This is a genomic window from Pseudomonas sp. OV546 (genome assembly GCF_900116845.1).
Taxonomy (GTDB): domain Bacteria; phylum Pseudomonadota; class Gammaproteobacteria; order Pseudomonadales; family Pseudomonadaceae; genus Aquipseudomonas; species Aquipseudomonas petroselini.
Window position 1 is genome coordinate 86,639 of sequence record NZ_FPCE01000001.1, and the last position, 17,114, is coordinate 103,752.

The window sequence follows — 17,114 nt, forward strand, 5'->3', positions numbered from 1 at the left end:
TGACGGGGCGCCTAAGATCAAAAGCACGATCAAGATCAAGATCAAGAGCGGCTCGCTTCGCATCGTGGTTGGCGTTGGTTTGTTAACGCAGATCAATATGTGAAGCTTAGAGCCGAATGTCTTCTGGACCTTGTATCAGTGCTTCAATCCGTGTCCCCGTGGCGCGTTCTTCGTTGCTGAAACCGTCGTAGTCGGCCAGGTTGGCGAAGCGGATGCCGGTCAGGCGTTCGATCTGGATGACGCTGCGCTGGTAGGTCCGGAGTTGGCCGAACACCAGATCGAGTTGGCCCAGTTCGCGGCTCTGGTCGATCATGTAGGCGCTGGCGGAAGGCTTGCCGTCGTCGCTGAGGTAGGCGACCACTTTCCAGAACGCTTTGGGGATTTTCACGCCCCGGTAGACGCGGTCGTCATCGGCGAATACCGGGCCGGTAAACACCGTGGCGCGGGCTTTCCAGCGCTGGGTGTTGTCGAGGATGTAGTCTTCGAGTTCCAGCCAGGTCTTCTGGTTGAACCCGCTCATTTGCGGCGAGCAGTTGGTGAAGTGGAAGGTGTCGAGGTTGGCGGTTTTTGCGTCGTCGCCCCAGTTGGGGTCTTGGCGGCGTACCAGGTGGCCGCGATCCAGGCCGTTGCTGGCGTAGAGCGCTTCGCCCACCTGCGCGTCGATGGGCAGGCGGCCGTCATAGGCCCAGGTGTCGTTGCTGCGCACGATGTCCACATGCTGCCCGCCGTCGATGTTGACGCCTACATACAGCGCGAGCCGTTTTGAGCGGGACATTGTTATCGAGAAGTGTGTGTAGTCCAGGCGCTCCTTCTGTGCATCCCCCGCCAAGGCCTCTTCAACCGTGGGCCAGGGCACCACGAAATTGCCGAGAAAGTCCTCTGTGTAGCCGCGCCGGTCCTTCAAGTCTTTGGCCGGTGTGACGTGGGGTGTCGCCGCCCTGGCCTCCAAGAGGGTGGGGCTGGGCGCAATCAACGGGCGCAGGTCGGCGAGCCGTGGACGGTGGGAAAGATCGATTTTGGCTTTACGGGCAGGCATCGGTAAGTCCTCCTTGGATAAACACGACTGCAACATAGGTTAATGACAATTGATGACACGCGTTAACGTCTCGGGGCTATCCTGAATCGGTTGCCTGGACGTTGTCACATACTCAATGGAGCCTGACCATGTGTGTTCGCCACCCCCGTCACCCGATTTTCTGCCTGATTCCGCCGTACATGCTCGACCAGATCGCACGTAATGGCGATAAGGCGCAACGGGATGTCGCATTGCGCACCCGCGCCAAGGACAGCACGTTCCGCTCGCTGCGCATGGTCGCGGTGCCCGCCAAGGGCCCGGCCCGCATGGCCTTGGTCATGGGCGCCGACAAACGGCGTTCGATCTACAGCGCCGAAGGCACCGATAGCCTGCCCGGCAAGCTGGTGCGTGGCGAAGGCCAGCCCGCCAGTGGTGATGCCGCGGTGGACGAGGCCTATGATGGCCTGGGCGCCACCTTCGATTTTTTCGATCAGGTGTTCGACCGTAACTCCATCGACGATGCCGGCATGGCCTTGGACGCTACCGTTCACTTTGGCCAGAACTACAACAATGCGTTCTGGAACTCGACCCAGATGGTGTTTGGTGATGGCGATGAGCAACTGTTCAACCGTTTCACGGTGGCGCTCGATGTGATTGGCCATGAGTTGGCCCATGGCGTGACCGAGGACGAGGCCAAACTGATGTATTTCAACCAATCCGGCGCATTGAACGAGTCGCTGTCGGACGTGTTCGGTTCGTTGATCAAGCAATACGCGTTGAAGCAAACCGCAGAGGACGCCGATTGGCTGATCGGCAAAGGGCTGTTCACCAAAAAGATCAAAGGCACCGCCCTGCGCTCGATGAAAGCCCCCGGCACGGCGTTTGACGACAAACTGCTGGGCAAGGACCCTCAGCCGGGGCACATGGATGATTTTGTGCAGACCTACGAGGACAATGGCGGGGTGCATATCAATTCCGGCATTCCCAACCATGCGTTCTACCAGGTCGCGACAAAACTCGGCGGGTTTGCCTGGGAACGCGCTGGGCGCATCTGGTATGACGCGCTGCGCGATGCGCGGTTGCGGCCCAATTCGGGGTTCCTGCGTTTTGCGCGCATTACCTACGATGTTGCCGGTCGACTCTACGGCGCGAACAAGGATGAACAGAAGGCGGTCAAGGACGGTTGGAAGGCGGTCGGCATTTCTGTCTGACGTGAGGAACAACCATGCACATTTCGATCAAGGAAAACGGCGGGGCCGGGTATTTTCCGGGCCTGGCCAAGCCGCGTACGGTGGAACTGGCCACACTGCCCGAGCAGGACCAGCAGGAGTTGCGGCAGCTTATCGAGGCCGCCGACTTCTTCCAGCTGCCGCAAAGCAACGCACCGACCCCCGGTAATCCGGGCCAGGTGCATTACACGCTGACCGTGACAGAAGGCCAGCGCGAGCACACCGTCTGTGTGCTCGCGCCGGTGAAGTCGCAGGCGCTGGACGGCCTGGTGCAGTGCGTGCGGCGGCATATCCGTGATTGAGGTTCAGCTCGGGGCGTGCACCTTGTCCGCGAGGGACGCGCCCAGGCAGTAGAGCAACCCGCCCGCGATCACAAACAGCGCCAGCAGGTAGAACATGCAATGGGCCGGCTGTGACACCAGCACCATCCCGCACAGTACCGGCCCCAGTGCCGCGCCGACGTTGCCGAGGTTTTGCGCGCCGTAGTACATGCCGCGCAGATGATCGGGCGCGATGATGTCGATAAACATGTATTCGGCGGGGAACACGATGATTTCGCCCAGCGTGAAGATCGCCATGGACACCACCCAGAACGTCAGCGAGGTGGACAAGCCAAACCCCGCCAACCCGACGATGAACATCCCCAGCCCTCCGGCGAGCCACAGGTGCAGGTGTTGATGGGTGATCCGCTTGCCAATCGTGTATTGCAGGCTGATCACCATCAGCGCGTTGGTGGCCACCACGCTGCTGATAATCCGGTAGGCCGCCTCGGGCGTGGTGGTGACGACCAGGTATTGCGAGAGGTAAGCCGTGAACTGGCCAAACACCACGGCGCTGAGGATGCCGCCCAAGGTAAAGCACACCAGGCGGTAGTCCCTCAGCAGTAATTTGCCCACCGCCAGGAAGGGCGCGGCGGGCTGGCTGGCGTGGCGTGGCGCCCAGTGCCTGTCGCCCCACACGCAATAAACCATGAAGAACCCAGCCCCAAGCACGGCCGAGGCCAAAAAGGGCAGGCTGATAGCCAGTGCGGCTAGCCCAGCACCGAGGAACGGGCCGACGGCATAGCCGATATTGGTCAGGGTGTATTTGATCGAAAACGCTTCGCTGCGCGCCTCGGTGGGAAGCAGCCGGCCAAACCCGGACTTGACCGCGATATCGATGACGGCATAGGCCAGGTTGATCGCGACCAGGCAGACGTAGAACACCCACAGATCCTGAGCGACAAACGCCCCTAGAAACCCGCTGGTGAATACCGCGCAACAGCCGAGGATCAGGCGGTGACCGGGCAGGCTGTCCACCAGAAAACCGCCATACAGGCTTAACAAAGAGCCGATGATCAGCGAGCTGCCGATCACCAGGCCGATGTCGGCGACGCCCAACTGGAACTGGCTCGACAGGTAGATCACCAGATAGGGCAGGGTGATCGCCCTGGCGAGCGTCAACACCAGGGACGCGCCCAGTAGCAGGTTGACGGCCAGGGGGTAGTTTTTCAGCGTGGTCAGCATCCGAGCCTCAGTGCCAGGGTTTATCCGGTCATAGCTTACTGTTGAGCTGATTTCTGATTTAGGATGCTTTTTACCAAGTTGCCTGAACTGAATTCACCAATACAGGATGTGCATGTTTTCTTCCGAACGCTTGAAAGGTATCGATGTGTTTGTGTGTGTCTCGGACCACGGCAGCTTTACCGCCGCCGCGGAGAAAATGAACCTGACCGCCTCGGCCATCAGTAAAAGCATCGCGCGGCTGGAAAAACGCTTGGGTGTTCGGCTGTTCCAGCGCACCACGCGGCGCTTGTCCCTCACCGATGCCGGTGTGGCGTTTTACCGGACGTGCACGGGCGTACTGGCCGACTTGGAAGAGGCCGAGCTTTTACTGCACGTGGAAAATACCGAGGCCCGCGGTCGTGTGCGCATCGACCTGCCCAGCGCATTGGGGCGCGCGCAGGTACTGCCGGTGTTACTGCCTTTTTTGCAGGCGCATCCGCTGCTTTTGGCGCACCTCACGTTTGGCGACGGGTTCATCGAGCCGTTCGAGGAAGGCGTGGACATTGTGGTGCGTATCGGCGGCACGAATGCCTGGCCGGAAACCGTCGGACAGCGTGTGCTCGCCCATGAATGGCATACCTTGTATGCCTCGCCGGTCTACTTGTCGCGGCACGGCACCCCGCTGTCGGAAGACGATCTTGAGCACCATCAGTGCATCGCCTACGGCTGGGTGGACGGGCGCACCAGCCCATGGAATTTCGCGGATGAACAGGGCGCTCCTCGACGCCGGCAGATCACCCCGCAACTGGTGGTGGGCAATGGAGACGGGCTGTTGATGGCCGCCTTGGCCGGTTGCGGCATCGTGCAATTGCCCTCGTGGATGGTCCAGCAACCGCTGCAGGAAGGGGCGCTGGTCGAGGTGTTGCCCCACCTGGCCACCCAAGGGGCGGCAATCACATTGGGCTGGGTCAAAAGCCGCCAGGCGTTGCCCAAGGTACGCGTGGTACTGGAGGCATTGGTGGCCGGGCTGGGGAAGCAATAGCTTCAGGTGATTTAACTGGGGGGAGGGGGCAAGCCCTAATGCCAGTCAGCTAAGGGCATTAGGGCTTGCCCCTCCCACAGTTGAGCGGTGCCGTTGCGACAGGCGGTGAGGCTTCGCTTACTTGCGATCCAGCCACACCGTCTGCGCGTTGCAGAATTCCCGCACGCCGAAGTGCGACAACTCACGCCCGAAGCCGCTCTTCTTGATCCCCCCAAACGCTACCCGAGGGTCGGAGACGCTGAAGGCGTTGACGAAAACACCGCCGGTTTCCAGTTGGTTGGCGATGTCCCGTGCCTTCGCCGCGTCGGTGGTGAAGATGCTGGCGGTGAGGCCGAACTCGCTGTCATTCGCCAGGGCCACGGCGTGGTCGGCGTCGCGGGCGGTGATGATCGAGGCAACGGGACCGAACAGTTCCTGTTTGAACGAGGTCATCTGGTCGGTGACGTTGGCCAGTACGGTCGGTGCGTAGTAATTGCCGGCGCCGGGCACTTTGTGGCCGCCCAGCAGCAGGGTCGCCCCTTCTTCCAGCGTGGCCTGGACCTGGCCGTGCAGCTCGTCACGCAAATCGAAACGGGCCATCGGGCCGATGTAGGTGGCCGCTGATGTCGGGTCGCCCATGACCAAGGCACGGCTGGCGTCGAGGAATTTGGCAGTGAAGGCTTCTACCACACCCTCCTCGATGATCAGGCGCTTGGCGGCGGCGCAGACCTGGCCGCTGTTCTGGAAGCGGCCGATCAGTGCGGCTTGCACAGCGGCGTCGAGGTCGGCGTCGTTGAGCACGATGAAGGGGTCGGAGCCGCCCAGCTCCAGCACGCATTTTTTCAGCGCAGCACCGGCTTGTGAACCGATGGCGATCCCGGCACGCACGCTGCCGGTGAGGGTGACGGCGGCGATACGTGGGTCGGCGATGGCTGCGGACACGCCGTCGTTGGCCACGTTGATCACTTCGAACAGGCCTTCCGCAAAGCCCGCTTTTTGGAAGGCCTGCTTGATCAGGTAGGCGCTGCCCATCACGTTCGGGGCGTGTTTGAGCACGTAGGTGTTGCCGGCGAGCATGGTCGGCACGGCGCCACGCAGCACTTGCCACACCGGGAAGTTCCACGGCATCACGGCGAGGATAGGGCCCAGCGGGCGGTACTCGATCTGGGCGCTGCCGTTGTCCACCAGGGTCGGTTCTGGAGCGAGCATGGCCGGGCCATGGGCGGCGTACCATTCGCTGAGCAGCGCGCACTTCTCGATTTCGGCACGGGCCTGGGCGATGGGTTTGCCCATCTCCAGGGTGATCATCTGCGCCATGTCTTCGGCTTGCTCGCGCAAGGCGCCGGCCAGGGCCAGCAGCCTTTCGGCGCGCTGGCTCACCGGCTGGCGGCGCCAGGTGCGGAAGGCTTCGGTGGCGCGGTCGAGGGCGGCGTCCAGTTGCAACGCGCTTTCGTAGGGGTAGCTGCCGACTGTTTCGCCAGTGGCGGGGTTGATCGACAGGGCGTGAGTCTGATGAGAAATAGCGTTCATGGCACCGTCCGGCTGAATGAGTGGAATGGGGTAAGCCTACGGGGATGCATGTTTTCTGGAAACTGAATAATATTAAGCAATACGTTCACGATTGGAGAATGACTTGGATCTGGTGCAGCTGGAAATCTTCAAGGCCGTTGCCGAGCAAGGCAGCATCAGCGCCGCCGCGCAGTTGATTCATCGCGTGCCATCGAACCTGACCACGCGCATCAAGCAACTGGAGCAGGACCTGGGTGTGGAATTGTTTATCCGCGAGAAAAGTCGCCTGCGCCTGTCACCGGCCGGGTGGAATTTCCTCGGCTATACGCGGCGCATCCTCGACCTGGTGCAGGAAGCCCGCGCGACGGTGGCGGGGGAGGAGCCCCAGGGCGCGTTTGCCCTCGGTTCGCTGGAGAGCACCGCGGCCGTGCGTATCCCGGCGTTGCTGGCGGCGTATAACCAGAAGCACACCAAGGTTGAGTTGGACCTGAGCACCGGGCCCTCGGGCACGATGATCGAGGGCGTGCTGTCGGGGCGGCTGACGGCTGCGTTCGTCGACGGGCCGGTGCTGCATTCCACCTTGGAAGGCGTGGCAGTGTTTGAGGAGGAGATGGTGGTGATCGCGCCGCTGCATCACGCGCCCATCACCCGGGGCCAGGACGTGAATGGTGAGAACATCTACACCTTCCGCTCCAACTGTTCCTATCGGCACCACTTCGAGCGCTGGTTCTCACAGGACGGCGCGGTGCCAGGCAAGATTTTCGAGATTGAGTCCTATCACGGCATGCTCGCCTGCGTCAGCGCCGGCGCCGGATTGGCGCTGATGCCGCGCAGCATGCTGGAAAGCATGCCGGGGTTTACCACGGTGAGCCTGTGGCCGCTGACGGACAGTTTTCGCACGCTGCATACCTGGCTGATCTGGCGCCGGGGCACGGTGTCGCAGAGTTTGAACAGCTTCGTAAAGCTGTTGGAGGAACGCGACCTGGTTGCCTCCTAGATCTAATGTGGGAGGTATCAGCCGCCGAATTGCAGGGTGCCCATGGCCAATTTCGCCATGATCGCCGTCGCGCCCAATTGCACCAGCCACAGCGCCAGTCCACCGAGGAACACACCCAGTGCCACTTGCAGCACCAGGCTCTTCTGGCGCTTGGCTTGCGGCGCGCGTGGGGTGAAGTGGTCCAGCTCGTCGCGGTCGGCACGCAGGTCCAGGTCGTCGTTTCTCATAGGGATCTCACAGCAAAGGGGCAATCGACGGTCAGTTTAGGGGCTGAGTGCTGCGCCCAGTGAATTTTTTGCAAACGATGCAATTCCCGTGGCGAGCGCTGAACCTGTGGTGAGCGAGCTTGCTCGCGCTGGGGCGCGCAGCGGCCCCTTGTTCAGGCACCGCGTTCTCTCAGGAAGTTCCAGGTGGCAGGGGATGGGGCTGCTGCGCAGCCCAGCGCGAGCAAGCTCGCTCACCACAGGTTCGGCATTCGCCCATAAAAAAGGGAAGCCGTGAATGGCTTCCCTTTCATCACACCTGTTTCAGGCTTACAACACCTGAACAATCGCCTTGGTCACCGCACCAATGTTCGACTGGTTCAACGCCGCCACACAGATACGCCCGGTATCCAGTGCGTAGATGCCAAACTCGCTGCGCAAGCGGGTGACTTGCTCAACGGTCAGGCCGGAGTAGGAGAACATCCCACGTTGACGGCCGACGAAGCTGAAGTCGTGGCCCGGAGCCGCCTTGGCCAGTTCGGCGACCATCTGCTCGCGCATGCCACGGATGCGCAGGCGCATTTCAGCCAGCTCGGCTTCCCACTGGGCGCGCAGCTCAGGGTTGTTCAGTACCGCTGCCACGATGGCCGCGCCGTGGGTCGGCGGATTGGAGTAGTTGGTGCGGATCACACGCTTGACCTGGGACAGGATGCGCGCGCTTTCTTCCTTGGATTCACTGACGATCGACAGTGCGCCAACGCGCTCGCCGTACAGGGAGAACGACTTGGAGAACGAGCTGGACACAAAGAAGGTCAGGCCCGACTCAGCGAACAGGCGCACCGCGGCGGCGTCTTCGTGGATGCCATCGCCAAAGCCCTGGTAGGCCATGTCGAGGAACGGCACCAGGTTCTTGGCCTTGACCACGTCCAGCACGTTCTGCCAGTCGGCCGGGCTCAGGTCGACGCCGGTCGGGTTGTGGCAGCAGGCGTGCAGCACCACGATGGACTGTGGCGGCAGGGCATTGAGGTCGTCGAGCAGGCCGGCACGGTTCACGTCGTGGGTGGCGGCGTCGTAGTAGCGGTAGTTCTGCACCGGGAAACCGGCCGTTTCGAACAGCGCGCGGTGGTTTTCCCAGCTCGGGTCGCTGATGGCGACGACGGCGTTGGGCAGCAGTTGCTTGAGGAAGTCGGCGCCGATTTTCAGCGCGCCGGTGCCGCCGACCGCTTGTACGGTGACGACGCGGTTGGCTTCGAGCAGGGGCGACTCAGCGCCGAACAGCAGGGTTTGCACGGCCTTGTCGTAGGCCGCGATGCCGTCGATCGGCAAGTAGCCACGGGCGGCGTGTTGCGCCACGCGAATGGCTTCCGCTTCGGCAACGGCACGCAAGAGTGGAATCTTCCCCTCCTCGTCGCAGTAAACGCCCACGCCAAGGTTGACCTTGGTGGTCCGTGTGTCGGCGTTGAATGCTTCGTTGAGGCCCAGGATAGGATCGCGTGGTGCCATTTCGACAGCGGAGAACAGGCTCATTTTTGCGGCAGCTCTATGGGGGAATGGAGGGACGTGTCGCGCTCCAGCCGAATGCACTAGAGCGGTGCACAAACGGGGAGCTAGTATAGAGGCCCTCACTGCCGAGGGCGACCACCGAAACGGCTTTTCGGCCAAGTTTTTCGGTTTATTTGCCGACCGTTAGTCTTATTGCAACGTTGATCGTAGACGGCAGTCAGGACGATTGCCTTGAAACCCGCCACATTCGCCACCACTTCTATGGCTATCATGGTTTTTTCCTACGATCCGCGCTGAATCTTCGCGGGTGGTGGTCTATTTCGTCCTCGACGGGTTTACAGTCTGGGGTGACTACACGAGGTACGTTATGTCGGATTTCCAACTCGTCACCCGCTTTGAACCCGCTGGCGATCAGCCGGAAGCCATTCGCCAGATGGTCGAAGGCATCGAGGCCGGCCTGGCCCACCAGACGCTGCTCGGGGTGACCGGTTCGGGCAAGACCTTCAGCATCGCCAACGTGATCGCGCAGATCAACCGCCCCACGCTGGTGCTGGCGCCGAACAAAACCCTGGCCGCGCAGCTCTACGGCGAGTTCAAGGCGTTCTTCCCGAACAACGCGGTGGAGTATTTCGTTTCCTATTACGACTACTACCAGCCCGAAGCCTACGTGCCGTCTTCCGATACCTTTATCGAGAAGGATGCGTCGATCAACGACCACATCGAGCAGATGCGGCTGTCGGCGACCAAGGCGCTGCTGGAGCGCAAGGACGCGATCATCGTCACCACGGTGTCGTGCATCTACGGCCTGGGCAGCCCGGAAACCTATTTGAAGATGGTGCTGCACGTTGATCGCGGCGACAAGCTCGACCAGCGCGAGCTGCTGCGTCGGCTGACCAGCTTGCAATACACCCGCAACGACATGGACTTTGCCCGCGCCACCTTCCGGGTGCGTGGTGACGTGATCGACATCTACCCGGCCGAATCCGACCTGGAAGCGATCCGCATCGAACTGTTTGACGATGAAGTCGAGAGCTTGTCGGCCTTCGACCCGTTGACCGGCGAAGTGATCCGCAAGCTGCCGCGCTTCACCTTCTATCCGAAAAGCCACTACGTGACCCCGCGTGAAACCCTTATGGGCGCCATCGAGGGCATCAAGGTCGAGTTGGCCGAGCGCCTGGAATACCTGCGCTCCAACAACAAGCTGGTGGAAGCCCAGCGCCTGGAGCAGCGCACCCGCTTTGACCTGGAGATGATCCTGGAGCTCGGGTACTGCAACGGTATCGAAAACTACTCGCGCTACCTGTCGGGCCGTGAATCGGGCGCGCCGCCGCCGACCCTCTACGATTACCTGCCGCCCGACGCGCTGCTGGTGATCGACGAGTCCCACGTCAGCGTGCCGCAGGTCGGCGCGATGTATAAGGGCGACCGCTCGCGTAAAGAAACCTTGGTGGAATACGGTTTCCGCCTGCCGTCGGCGCTGGATAACCGGCCGATGCGCTTTGATGAGTGGGAAGCCATCAGCCCGCAGACCATCTTTGTGTCGGCCACGCCGGGCAACTACGAGGCCGAGCATGCGGGCCGCGTGATCGAGCAACTGGTGCGTCCGACCGGGCTGGTCGACCCAGAAATCGAAATCCGCCCGGCGTTGACCCAGGTGGATGACTTGCTCTCGGAAATCACCAAGCGCGTGGCCCTCGAAGAGCGGGTGCTGGTCACCACGCTGACCAAGCGCATGTCCGAAGACTTGACCGACTACCTGGCCGACCACGGCGTGCGCGTACGCTACCTGCACTCGGACATCGACACTGTGGAACGGGTGGAAATCATCCGCGACCTGCGCCTGGGCACCTTCGATGTGCTGGTGGGGATCAACCTGCTGCGCGAAGGCCTGGACATGCCGGAAGTGTCGCTGGTGGCGATCCTTGATGCCGACAAAGAAGGCTTCCTGCGCTCCGAGCGCTCGTTGATCCAGACCATCGGTCGCGCCGCGCGGAACCTCAACGGGCGGGCGATTCTTTATGCGGACCGCATCACCGGGTCTATGGAGCGCGCGATTGGCGAGACCCAACGCCGTCGTGACAAGCAGATTGCCTTCAACCTGGAAAATGGCATCACCCCGAAAGGCGTGTTCAAGGACGTCGCCGACATCATGGAAGGCGCCACCGTGCCCGGCTCGCGCAGCAAGAAGCGCAAGGGCATGGCGAAGGCTGCCGAGGAAAGCGCCAAGTACGAAAACGAACTGCGCTCGCCGAGTGAGATCACCAAGCGGATTCGACAGCTGGAAGAGAAGATGTACCAGTTGGCGCGGGATCTGGAGTTTGAGGCGGCGGCGCAGACGCGGGATGAGATTGGCAAGTTGCGTGAGCGCTTGCTTGCCGTCTGATTTACGGTGGTTTTACCGGCCTCATCGGGGGCAAGCCCCCTCCCACACTGGACCGCATTTCCATGTTGGACCTCGGTTAAATGTGGGAGGGGGCTTGCCCCCGATGGCCGCGCCTCGGTTTTCCAGAAACCACCCAGGCTGTTACCATCCGCCCCTTGTTTCAATTTTCAGTTTTATCGCCCATTCGAGACCAGCCATGACCACCGTCCGCACGCGCATTGCGCCATCGCCTACTGGGGATCCCCACGTCGGCACTGCTTACATCGCCTTGTTCAACTACTGCTTTGCCAAGCAGCACGGCGGTGAATTCATCCTGCGGATCGAAGACACCGATCAACTGCGCTCCACCCGTGAGTCGGAACAGCAGATTTTCGATGCCTTGCGCTGGCTGGGCATTACCTGGGCGGAAGGCCCGGACGTTGGCGGCCCGCACGGCCCGTATCGCCAGAGCGAGCGCAGCGACATCTACAAGCAGTACACCCAGCAACTGGTCGACATGGGCCACGCGTTCCCGTGCTTCTGCACCGCCGACGAACTGGACCAGATGCGCGCCGAGCAACAGGCCCGTGGCGAAACCCCGCGCTACGACGGCCGCGCGCTGCTGCTGTCGAAGGAAGAAGTGGCCCAGCGCCTGGCGGCTGGCGAACCTCACGTGATCCGCATGAAAGTGCCGAGCGAAGGCGTGTGCGTGGTGCCGGACATGCTGCGCGGTGACGTCGAGATCCCGTGGGACCGCATGGACATGCAGGTGCTGATGAAGACCGACGGCCTGCCGACGTACTTCCTGGCCAACGTGGTCGACGACCACTTGATGGGCATCACCCACGTACTGCGCGGCGAAGAATGGTTGCCATCGGCACCGAAACTGATCCTGCTCTACGAATACTTCGGCTGGGAACAACCGCAGCTGTGCTACATGCCGCTGCTGCGTAACCCGGACAAGAGCAAGCTGTCCAAGCGCAAGAACCCGACCTCGGTGACCTTCTACGAGCGCATGGGCTTCATGCCTGAGGCGATGCTCAACTACCTGGGGCGCATGGGCTGGTCGATGCCGGACGAGCGCGAGAAGTTCTCGCTGCAGGAAATGGTCGACAACTTCGACCTGTCCCGCGTGTCGCTGGGCGGGCCGATCTTCGACATCGAGAAACTGTCGTGGCTCAACGGCCAGTGGCTGCGTGACTTGCCGGTCGAAGAGTTCGCCAGCCGCGTGCAGCAGTGGGCGTTGAACCCTGAGTACATGATGAAGATCGCGCCGCTGGTGCAGGGCAGGGTGGAGACGTTCAGCCAGGTCGCGCCTTTGGCCAGTTTCTTCTTTGCCGGTGGCGTTAATCCGGATCCCAAGCTGTTCGAGTCCAAGAAGCTCTCGGGCGACCAGGTTCGCCAGTTGATGCAGTTGATCCTGTGGAAGCTGGAAAGCCTGCGCCAGTGGGAGAAGGATGCGATCACCGCGACGATCCAGGCGGTGGTGGAATCCCTGGAATTGAAACTGCGCGACGCCATGCCGCTGATGTTCGCCGCGATCACCGGGCAGGCCAGTTCGGTGTCGGTGCTGGATGCAATGGAAATCCTCGGCCCGGACCTGACGCGTTTCCGTCTGCGCCAAGCCCTTGATTTGCTTGGTGGTGTATCGAAGAAAGAAAACAAAGAGTGGGAAAAACTGCTGGGCGCTATCGCCTGAGCAAGCGGTTGAAACGACGAAACCCCGGTTTTCCGGGGTTTCGCCGGTAAGTGATTGTTATCCCGGCAAAAAATTTTGGAAATTGTTGAAAATAAATTTGACACACTTCCAAACCGCCATTAAGATTCGCCCCGTCCTCACCGATGAGGGGCTATAGCTCAGCTGGGAGAGCGCTTGCATGGCATGCAAGAGGTCAACGGTTCGATCCCGTTTAGCTCCACCAATTTGTAGGTTCAAGGTCTGGCCACACCGTCCTTGAATTGATCAGTTCTCAGCGCTGATCAGCTGTACAGAAGGTTTTGTCCCCTTCGTCTAGTGGCCTAGGACACCGCCCTTTCACGGCGGTAACAGGGGTTCGAGTCCCCTAGGGGACGCCAGTTTCAACAAGCAGCTCGAAAGGTCTGCTGCGTCGCGAGACGAAAAATCCGGGGCTATAGCTCAGCTGGGAGAGCGCTTGCATGGCATGCAAGAGGTCAACGGTTCGATCCCGTTTAGCTCCACCAATTTACAGGTTCAAGGTTCCGGCCACACCGTCCTTGAATCGATCAGTCTCAGCCTGATCAATGTACAGAAGGTTTGTGTCCCCTTCGTCTAGTGGCCTAGGACACCGCCCTTTCACGGCGGTAACAGGGGTTCGAGTCCCCTAGGGGACGCCACGATTACCCGCTCTGCGGGATTTTTAAGGGTCATTCAATTATTGAATGGCCCTTTTGTTTGTCTGGCGTTTGGCCAATTCTTTCTTCCCTTCCTGCTTTCTCTTCTGACCGACGGTCATGCCTGTCGCTTGCCAAATATTATTATGGTAATAATATTCAACCCATGAACGACGGAGGCAATGATGAGCGATAAAAAAGCGCAAACCCGCGAACGTATTTTGCAGGCCGCCAGCGCCGCGTTGATCCAGCGTGGCCCGGCCGAACCGAGTGTGGGTGAAGTCATGGGCGCGGCGGGGCTGACCGTCGGTGGTTTCTACGCGCATTTTGAAAGCAAGGACGCGCTGATGCTGGAGGCCTTCACCCAGTTGCTGGCCAAGCGTCGCGCATCGATTGACGACATGGACTCACAGCTCACCGGCGAGGAGCGCAGAGGCCTGGTGGCGGCATTTTACCTGTCGCGCAAGCACCGTGACTCAACCGCCCAGGCCTGCCCGATCCCCGCGACCGTCGGCGAGATGAGCCGACTGCCGGATGAATTCCGCCAGGCGCTGAACGACCACTGCGAGCTGATGGCGGCGCAACTCGCCGCGGGCCCTGAAGACACCGACAAAGCCCTGGCTGACATGGCGCTGATGATCGGTGGCCTGGCCTTGGCCCGCGCCTTGGGGCCGGGGGAACTGTCTGACCGTGTGCTGCGCGCCGCCAAGTCGGCCGTGCGCTAGAAGAGGGCTGCATGATGGGCACGTTGACCTGGATTCGTCGCTTCAACGGCACGCTGGGGCGCCTGGCCCCCCAAACCGTGGCCAATCGGATGCGTCGCGCCTTCATGACGCCACGCGACCTGCCACCGCGCGACTGGGAACTGCCGCTGCTGGCGCAATCGGAGCGCATCACCTTGCGTTTCGGGTTGTCCGCCCTGCGCTGGGGCCAAGGGCCTGCGGTGTTGTTGATGCACGGTTGGGAAGGCCGGCCCACGCAGTTTGCCAGCCTGATCACTGCGCTGGTCGACAATGGTTACTCGGTGATTGCCCTGGACGGTCCTGCCCATGGCCGTTCGCCAGGGCGTGAAGCCCATGTGCTGCTGTTTGCCCGCGCCATGCTAGAAGCCGCCGCCGAGTTGCCGCCGCTGCACGCCGTGATCGGCCATTCCATGGGGGGCGCCAGTGCGATGCTCGCGGTGCAGTTGGGGTTGCGCACCGAGGCGTTGGTGAGTATTGCCTCGCCGTCGCGCTTTTTGGACGTGCTGCGCGGCTTTACCCAGATGGTCGGTTTGCCGGCGCGGGCGCGTTCGGCATTTATCCAGGAAGTCGAGTTGACGTTCGGGATGCCGCTCAAACACTTGGACGTGGCCCATTACCAGATGAATATTCCCGGCCTGATCGTGCATGCCGAAGACGATACCTTCGTCCCGGTCAAGGCGTCTCAGGCCATCCACGAAGCCTGGTTCGACAGCCGCTTGCTGCGCCTGGAGCAGGGCGGTCACCAAAAAGTGCTGGCTGATCCGCGTGTGATCGACGCTGTGCTGGCGTTGTTGGCCGGCCGTCGTTTACAGGCGCTGCAAAGCGCCTGATACACTCTCCCCGCCGACATTAATCGACTGGGAGCAAGGCATGGGTTGGGATTTGGCAACGCCGTTTATCATCGATCTGCAGGTTGCGCCTGAAGACATCGACGGCCTGGGGCACGCCAATAACGCGGTGTACGTGTCCTGGCTGGAGCGCTGCGCCTGGCGCCACTCCCAGCGCCTGGGGCTGGACCTTACCGAATATCGCCGCCTGGACCGTGCCATGGCCGTGGTGCGGCACGAGATCGACTACCTGGCCGCAGGTTATGAAGGCGACGAATTGCAACTGGCCACTTGGATCGTCGACTGGGACCAGCGCCTGAAGATGACCCGGCGTTTTCAGCTGGTCCGGCCGCGTGACGGCGTAACGCTGTTGCGCGCGCACACCACCTTTGTCTGCATCGAACTGTCCAGCGGCAAGCCCAAGCGCATGCCCGCCGAGTTTCTCGACGGTTACGGCCCGGCCCTGACAGGGGGTTAACGGTTGCTGTGGGAAACCCAGTAAACTGCGCCACGATTTTTGTTGAGTGTTTTCCATGCAAATTGCTTTGGCGCCCATGGAGGGGTTGGTCGACAACATCCTGCGGGACGTGCTGACCCGCGTCGGCGGTATCGATTGGTGCGTGACCGAGTTTATCCGCGTCAATGACCGCCTGCTCACCCCAGCGTATTTCCACAAGCTCGCCCCGGAACTGCTGCACGGTGCCCACACCGCTGCGGGCGTGCCGCTGCGTGTGCAATTGCTCGGCTCTGACCCGGTGTGCCTGGCGGAAAACGCCGCCCTGGCGTGTGAGCTGGGTTCGCAAGTCATCGACCTCAACTTCGGCTGCCCGGCCAAGACCGTCAACAAATCCCGGGGCGGCGCGGTGCTGCTCAAGGAGCCGGAGCTGCTTAATCAAATCGTTGAGCACGTGCGCCGCGCGGTACCGGCTCACATACCGGTCACTGCCAAGATGCGCCTGGGTTTCGACAGCCCGGACGGCGCCCTGGTCTGCGCCACCGCCCTGGCCGAAGGCGGCGCGGCACATATTGTCGTGCATGCGCGCACCAAGACCGATGGCTACAAGCCGCCGGCCCACTGGGAATGGATCCCGCGAGTCCAGGACGTGGTCAAGGTGCCGGTGTTCGCCAACGGTGATATCTGGAGCGTCGAAGATTGGCGGCGTTGTCGGGAAATCAGCGGCGTCGAAGACATCATGCTGGGTCGTGGCCTTGTAGCACGTCCGGACTTGGCGCGGCAGATCGCAGCGGCGCGGGCGGGCGAGGAAGTGGTCGAGATGACCTGGGCAGAGATGCAGCCCATGCTTCAGGATTTCTGGACCCAGTCGGTGGCGCAACTGACCGAACGTCAAGCACCGGGCCGCTTGAAGCAATGGCTGGCGATGCTCACGCGCAACTACCCTGAGGCTGTGGAGTTATTTACCCTGATGCGCAGGGAGACAGACCTGGAGCAGGTCGGACGTTTGCTGGGTATGCCCGGTCAACGAGAGCAGTCAGCGGTGTTGCAAGATTAAGTTTACATATATAAGTGTTTCATCCTTTGCTGTAACGGGCGCCGAAAGGCGCCTTTTTTTGCCTGAAAAGTTACGTGGGGCGTAACGGCATGATGTCTGGGGCGATTTTCAGTATTCATAGTCATTGGACAGTTGTTGGGGTGTTGCGGGATATATGAAAGTAACCATGAGTGGCTGGCTCGACTGCTACTAAGTTTTAATGCGTGATTTTGTCGCTCGGCTGCCCAAGTCATTGCGTGCGCGTCAATTAACATACGTTGGATGAGCTAATTAAGTTGAATGTTTTCTTTAAATTGCTTTTTTGCCGGGGTGTTACCCGATGTGTGTGTTAAAGAGGCGAATGATCCACGCTCAGCCT

General features: G+C 61.2%; 15 protein-coding genes and 4 tRNA genes. 14 read left to right on the plus strand and 5 right to left on the minus strand.

Features of this window, described 5'->3' with window-relative positions; all coding sequences use genetic code 11:
* Positions 1-106: 106 nt before the first annotated feature.
* Entirely contained in the window at positions 107-1,036 is a 930-nt protein-coding gene (locus BM403_RS00440; RefSeq protein WP_093541168.1) for a DNA/RNA non-specific endonuclease, read from the minus strand.
* Between the two features lie 128 nt (positions 1,037-1,164).
* On the opposite strand from BM403_RS00440, the gene BM403_RS00445 reads away from it, so the two are divergent.
* Together BM403_RS00445 and BM403_RS00450 are read left to right on the plus strand one after the other, a co-directional pair.
* Positions 1,165-2,226: a M4 family metallopeptidase gene (locus BM403_RS00445; protein WP_015884994.1), complete on the plus strand. Its 1,062-nt coding sequence runs from the start codon at positions 1,165-1,167 to the stop codon at positions 2,224-2,226.
* Positions 2,227-2,240: 14 nt separating this feature from the next.
* Complete coding sequence (locus BM403_RS00450; protein WP_015884993.1) at positions 2,241-2,546, plus strand: protealysin inhibitor emfourin; 306 nt, start codon at positions 2,241-2,243, stop codon at positions 2,544-2,546.
* Positions 2,547-2,549: 3 nt separating this feature from the next.
* Here the strand turns inward: BM403_RS00450 and BM403_RS00455 are convergent, their stop codons facing one another.
* Positions 2,550-3,749: an MFS transporter gene (locus BM403_RS00455; protein ID WP_093541170.1), complete on the minus strand. Its 1,200-nt coding sequence runs from the start codon at positions 3,747-3,749 to the stop codon at positions 2,550-2,552.
* A gap of 112 nt (positions 3,750-3,861) precedes the next feature.
* On the opposite strand from BM403_RS00455, the gene BM403_RS00460 reads away from it, so the two are divergent.
* Positions 3,862-4,770 carry a LysR family transcriptional regulator gene (locus BM403_RS00460; protein ID WP_093541172.1) on the plus strand — a complete coding sequence of 303 codons (909 nt, stop codon included), beginning with the start codon at positions 3,862-3,864 and terminating at the stop codon, positions 4,768-4,770.
* A gap of 117 nt (positions 4,771-4,887) precedes the next feature.
* On the opposite strand, the gene BM403_RS00465 is transcribed toward BM403_RS00460, so the two are convergent.
* Entirely contained in the window at positions 4,888-6,279 is a 1,392-nt protein-coding gene (locus tag BM403_RS00465; RefSeq protein ID WP_093541174.1) for an aldehyde dehydrogenase family protein, read from the minus strand.
* Positions 6,280-6,382: 103 nt separating this feature from the next.
* Between BM403_RS00465 and BM403_RS00470 the strand changes: the two genes are divergently transcribed.
* Positions 6,383-7,255, plus strand: coding sequence for a putrescine utilization regulator PtrR (locus BM403_RS00470; RefSeq protein WP_043205670.1), 873 nt, complete (start codon positions 6,383-6,385; stop codon positions 7,253-7,255).
* A 17-nt stretch (positions 7,256-7,272) separates the two neighbouring features.
* On the opposite strand, the gene BM403_RS00475 is transcribed toward BM403_RS00470, so the two are convergent.
* Together BM403_RS00475 and BM403_RS00480 are read right to left on the minus strand one after the other, a co-directional pair.
* Positions 7,273-7,482 (minus strand): hypothetical protein, encoded by a 210-nt coding sequence (locus tag BM403_RS00475; RefSeq protein WP_017847720.1) that lies wholly within the window; start codon positions 7,480-7,482, stop codon positions 7,273-7,275.
* Between the two features lie 306 nt (positions 7,483-7,788).
* The gene (locus BM403_RS00480) at positions 7,789-8,985 is read right to left on the minus strand and encodes an amino acid aminotransferase (RefSeq protein WP_015884988.1); all 1,197 of its coding nucleotides are present in this window, start codon (positions 8,983-8,985) and stop codon (positions 7,789-7,791) included.
* A gap of 343 nt (positions 8,986-9,328) precedes the next feature.
* On the opposite strand from BM403_RS00480, the gene uvrB reads away from it, so the two are divergent.
* The 10 genes from uvrB (at position 9,329) to BM403_RS00530 (ending at position 16,756) form a co-directional block, all read left to right on the plus strand.
* A complete protein-coding gene (uvrB, locus tag BM403_RS00485; protein WP_010209048.1) occupies positions 9,329-11,344 on the plus strand; it encodes an excinuclease ABC subunit UvrB in 2,016 nt (671 codons plus the stop codon).
* 196 nt (positions 11,345-11,540) lie between these two features.
* On the plus strand, positions 11,541-13,022 hold the full coding sequence (gene gltX / locus BM403_RS00490) for a glutamate--tRNA ligase (RefSeq protein WP_093541177.1): 1,482 nt from the start codon (positions 11,541-11,543) through the stop codon (positions 13,020-13,022).
* 147 nt (positions 13,023-13,169) lie between these two features.
* Positions 13,170-13,245: transfer RNA gene (locus tag BM403_RS00495), tRNA-Ala, on the plus strand.
* Between the two features lie 78 nt (positions 13,246-13,323).
* Positions 13,324-13,399: transfer RNA gene (locus BM403_RS00500), tRNA-Glu, on the plus strand.
* Between the two features lie 50 nt (positions 13,400-13,449).
* Positions 13,450-13,525 (plus strand) — tRNA-Ala (locus BM403_RS00505).
* Between the two features lie 77 nt (positions 13,526-13,602).
* Positions 13,603-13,678, plus strand: a tRNA-Glu gene (locus tag BM403_RS00510).
* Positions 13,679-13,860: 182 nt separating this feature from the next.
* Complete coding sequence (locus BM403_RS00515) at positions 13,861-14,400, plus strand: TetR/AcrR family transcriptional regulator (RefSeq protein WP_043205666.1); 540 nt, start codon at positions 13,861-13,863, stop codon at positions 14,398-14,400.
* A 14-nt stretch (positions 14,401-14,414) separates the two neighbouring features.
* The gene (locus BM403_RS00520; protein ID WP_043206304.1) at positions 14,415-15,248 is read left to right on the plus strand and encodes an alpha/beta hydrolase; all 834 of its coding nucleotides are present in this window, start codon (positions 14,415-14,417) and stop codon (positions 15,246-15,248) included.
* Between the two features lie 40 nt (positions 15,249-15,288).
* Complete coding sequence (locus BM403_RS00525; protein WP_015884984.1) at positions 15,289-15,723, plus strand: acyl-CoA thioesterase; 435 nt, start codon at positions 15,289-15,291, stop codon at positions 15,721-15,723.
* Positions 15,724-15,778: 55 nt separating this feature from the next.
* On the plus strand, positions 15,779-16,756 hold the full coding sequence (locus tag BM403_RS00530) for a tRNA dihydrouridine synthase (protein ID WP_015884983.1): 978 nt from the start codon (positions 15,779-15,781) through the stop codon (positions 16,754-16,756).
* The last annotated feature ends 358 nt before the right edge of the window (positions 16,757-17,114 follow it).

Coding starts and splice junctions, on each gene's coding strand:
- BM403_RS00455 (WP_093541170.1), bottom strand. CDS start 3,749: ATGCTGACCACGCTGAAAAACTACCCCCTGGCCGTCAACCTGCTACTG.
- gltX (WP_093541177.1), top strand. CDS start 11,541: ATGACCACCGTCCGCACGCGCATTGCGCCATCGCCTACTGGGGATCCC.
- BM403_RS00515 (WP_043205666.1), top strand. CDS start 13,861: ATGAGCGATAAAAAAGCGCAAACCCGCGAACGTATTTTGCAGGCCGCC.
- BM403_RS00460 (WP_093541172.1), top strand. CDS start 3,862: ATGTTTTCTTCCGAACGCTTGAAAGGTATCGATGTGTTTGTGTGTGTC.
- BM403_RS00520 (WP_043206304.1), top strand. CDS start 14,415: ATGGGCACGTTGACCTGGATTCGTCGCTTCAACGGCACGCTGGGGCGC.
- BM403_RS00525 (WP_015884984.1), top strand. CDS start 15,289: ATGGGTTGGGATTTGGCAACGCCGTTTATCATCGATCTGCAGGTTGCG.
- uvrB (WP_010209048.1), top strand. CDS start 9,329: ATGTCGGATTTCCAACTCGTCACCCGCTTTGAACCCGCTGGCGATCAG.
- BM403_RS00475 (WP_017847720.1), bottom strand. CDS start 7,482: ATGAGAAACGACGACCTGGACCTGCGTGCCGACCGCGACGAGCTGGAC.
- BM403_RS00440 (WP_093541168.1), bottom strand. CDS start 1,036: ATGCCTGCCCGTAAAGCCAAAATCGATCTTTCCCACCGTCCACGGCTC.
- BM403_RS00530 (WP_015884983.1), top strand. CDS start 15,779: ATGCAAATTGCTTTGGCGCCCATGGAGGGGTTGGTCGACAACATCCTG.
- BM403_RS00450 (WP_015884993.1), top strand. CDS start 2,241: ATGCACATTTCGATCAAGGAAAACGGCGGGGCCGGGTATTTTCCGGGC.
- BM403_RS00480 (WP_015884988.1), bottom strand. CDS start 8,985: ATGAGCCTGTTCTCCGCTGTCGAAATGGCACCACGCGATCCTATCCTG.
- BM403_RS00465 (WP_093541174.1), bottom strand. CDS start 6,279: ATGAACGCTATTTCTCATCAGACTCACGCCCTGTCGATCAACCCCGCC.
- BM403_RS00445 (WP_015884994.1), top strand. CDS start 1,165: ATGTGTGTTCGCCACCCCCGTCACCCGATTTTCTGCCTGATTCCGCCG.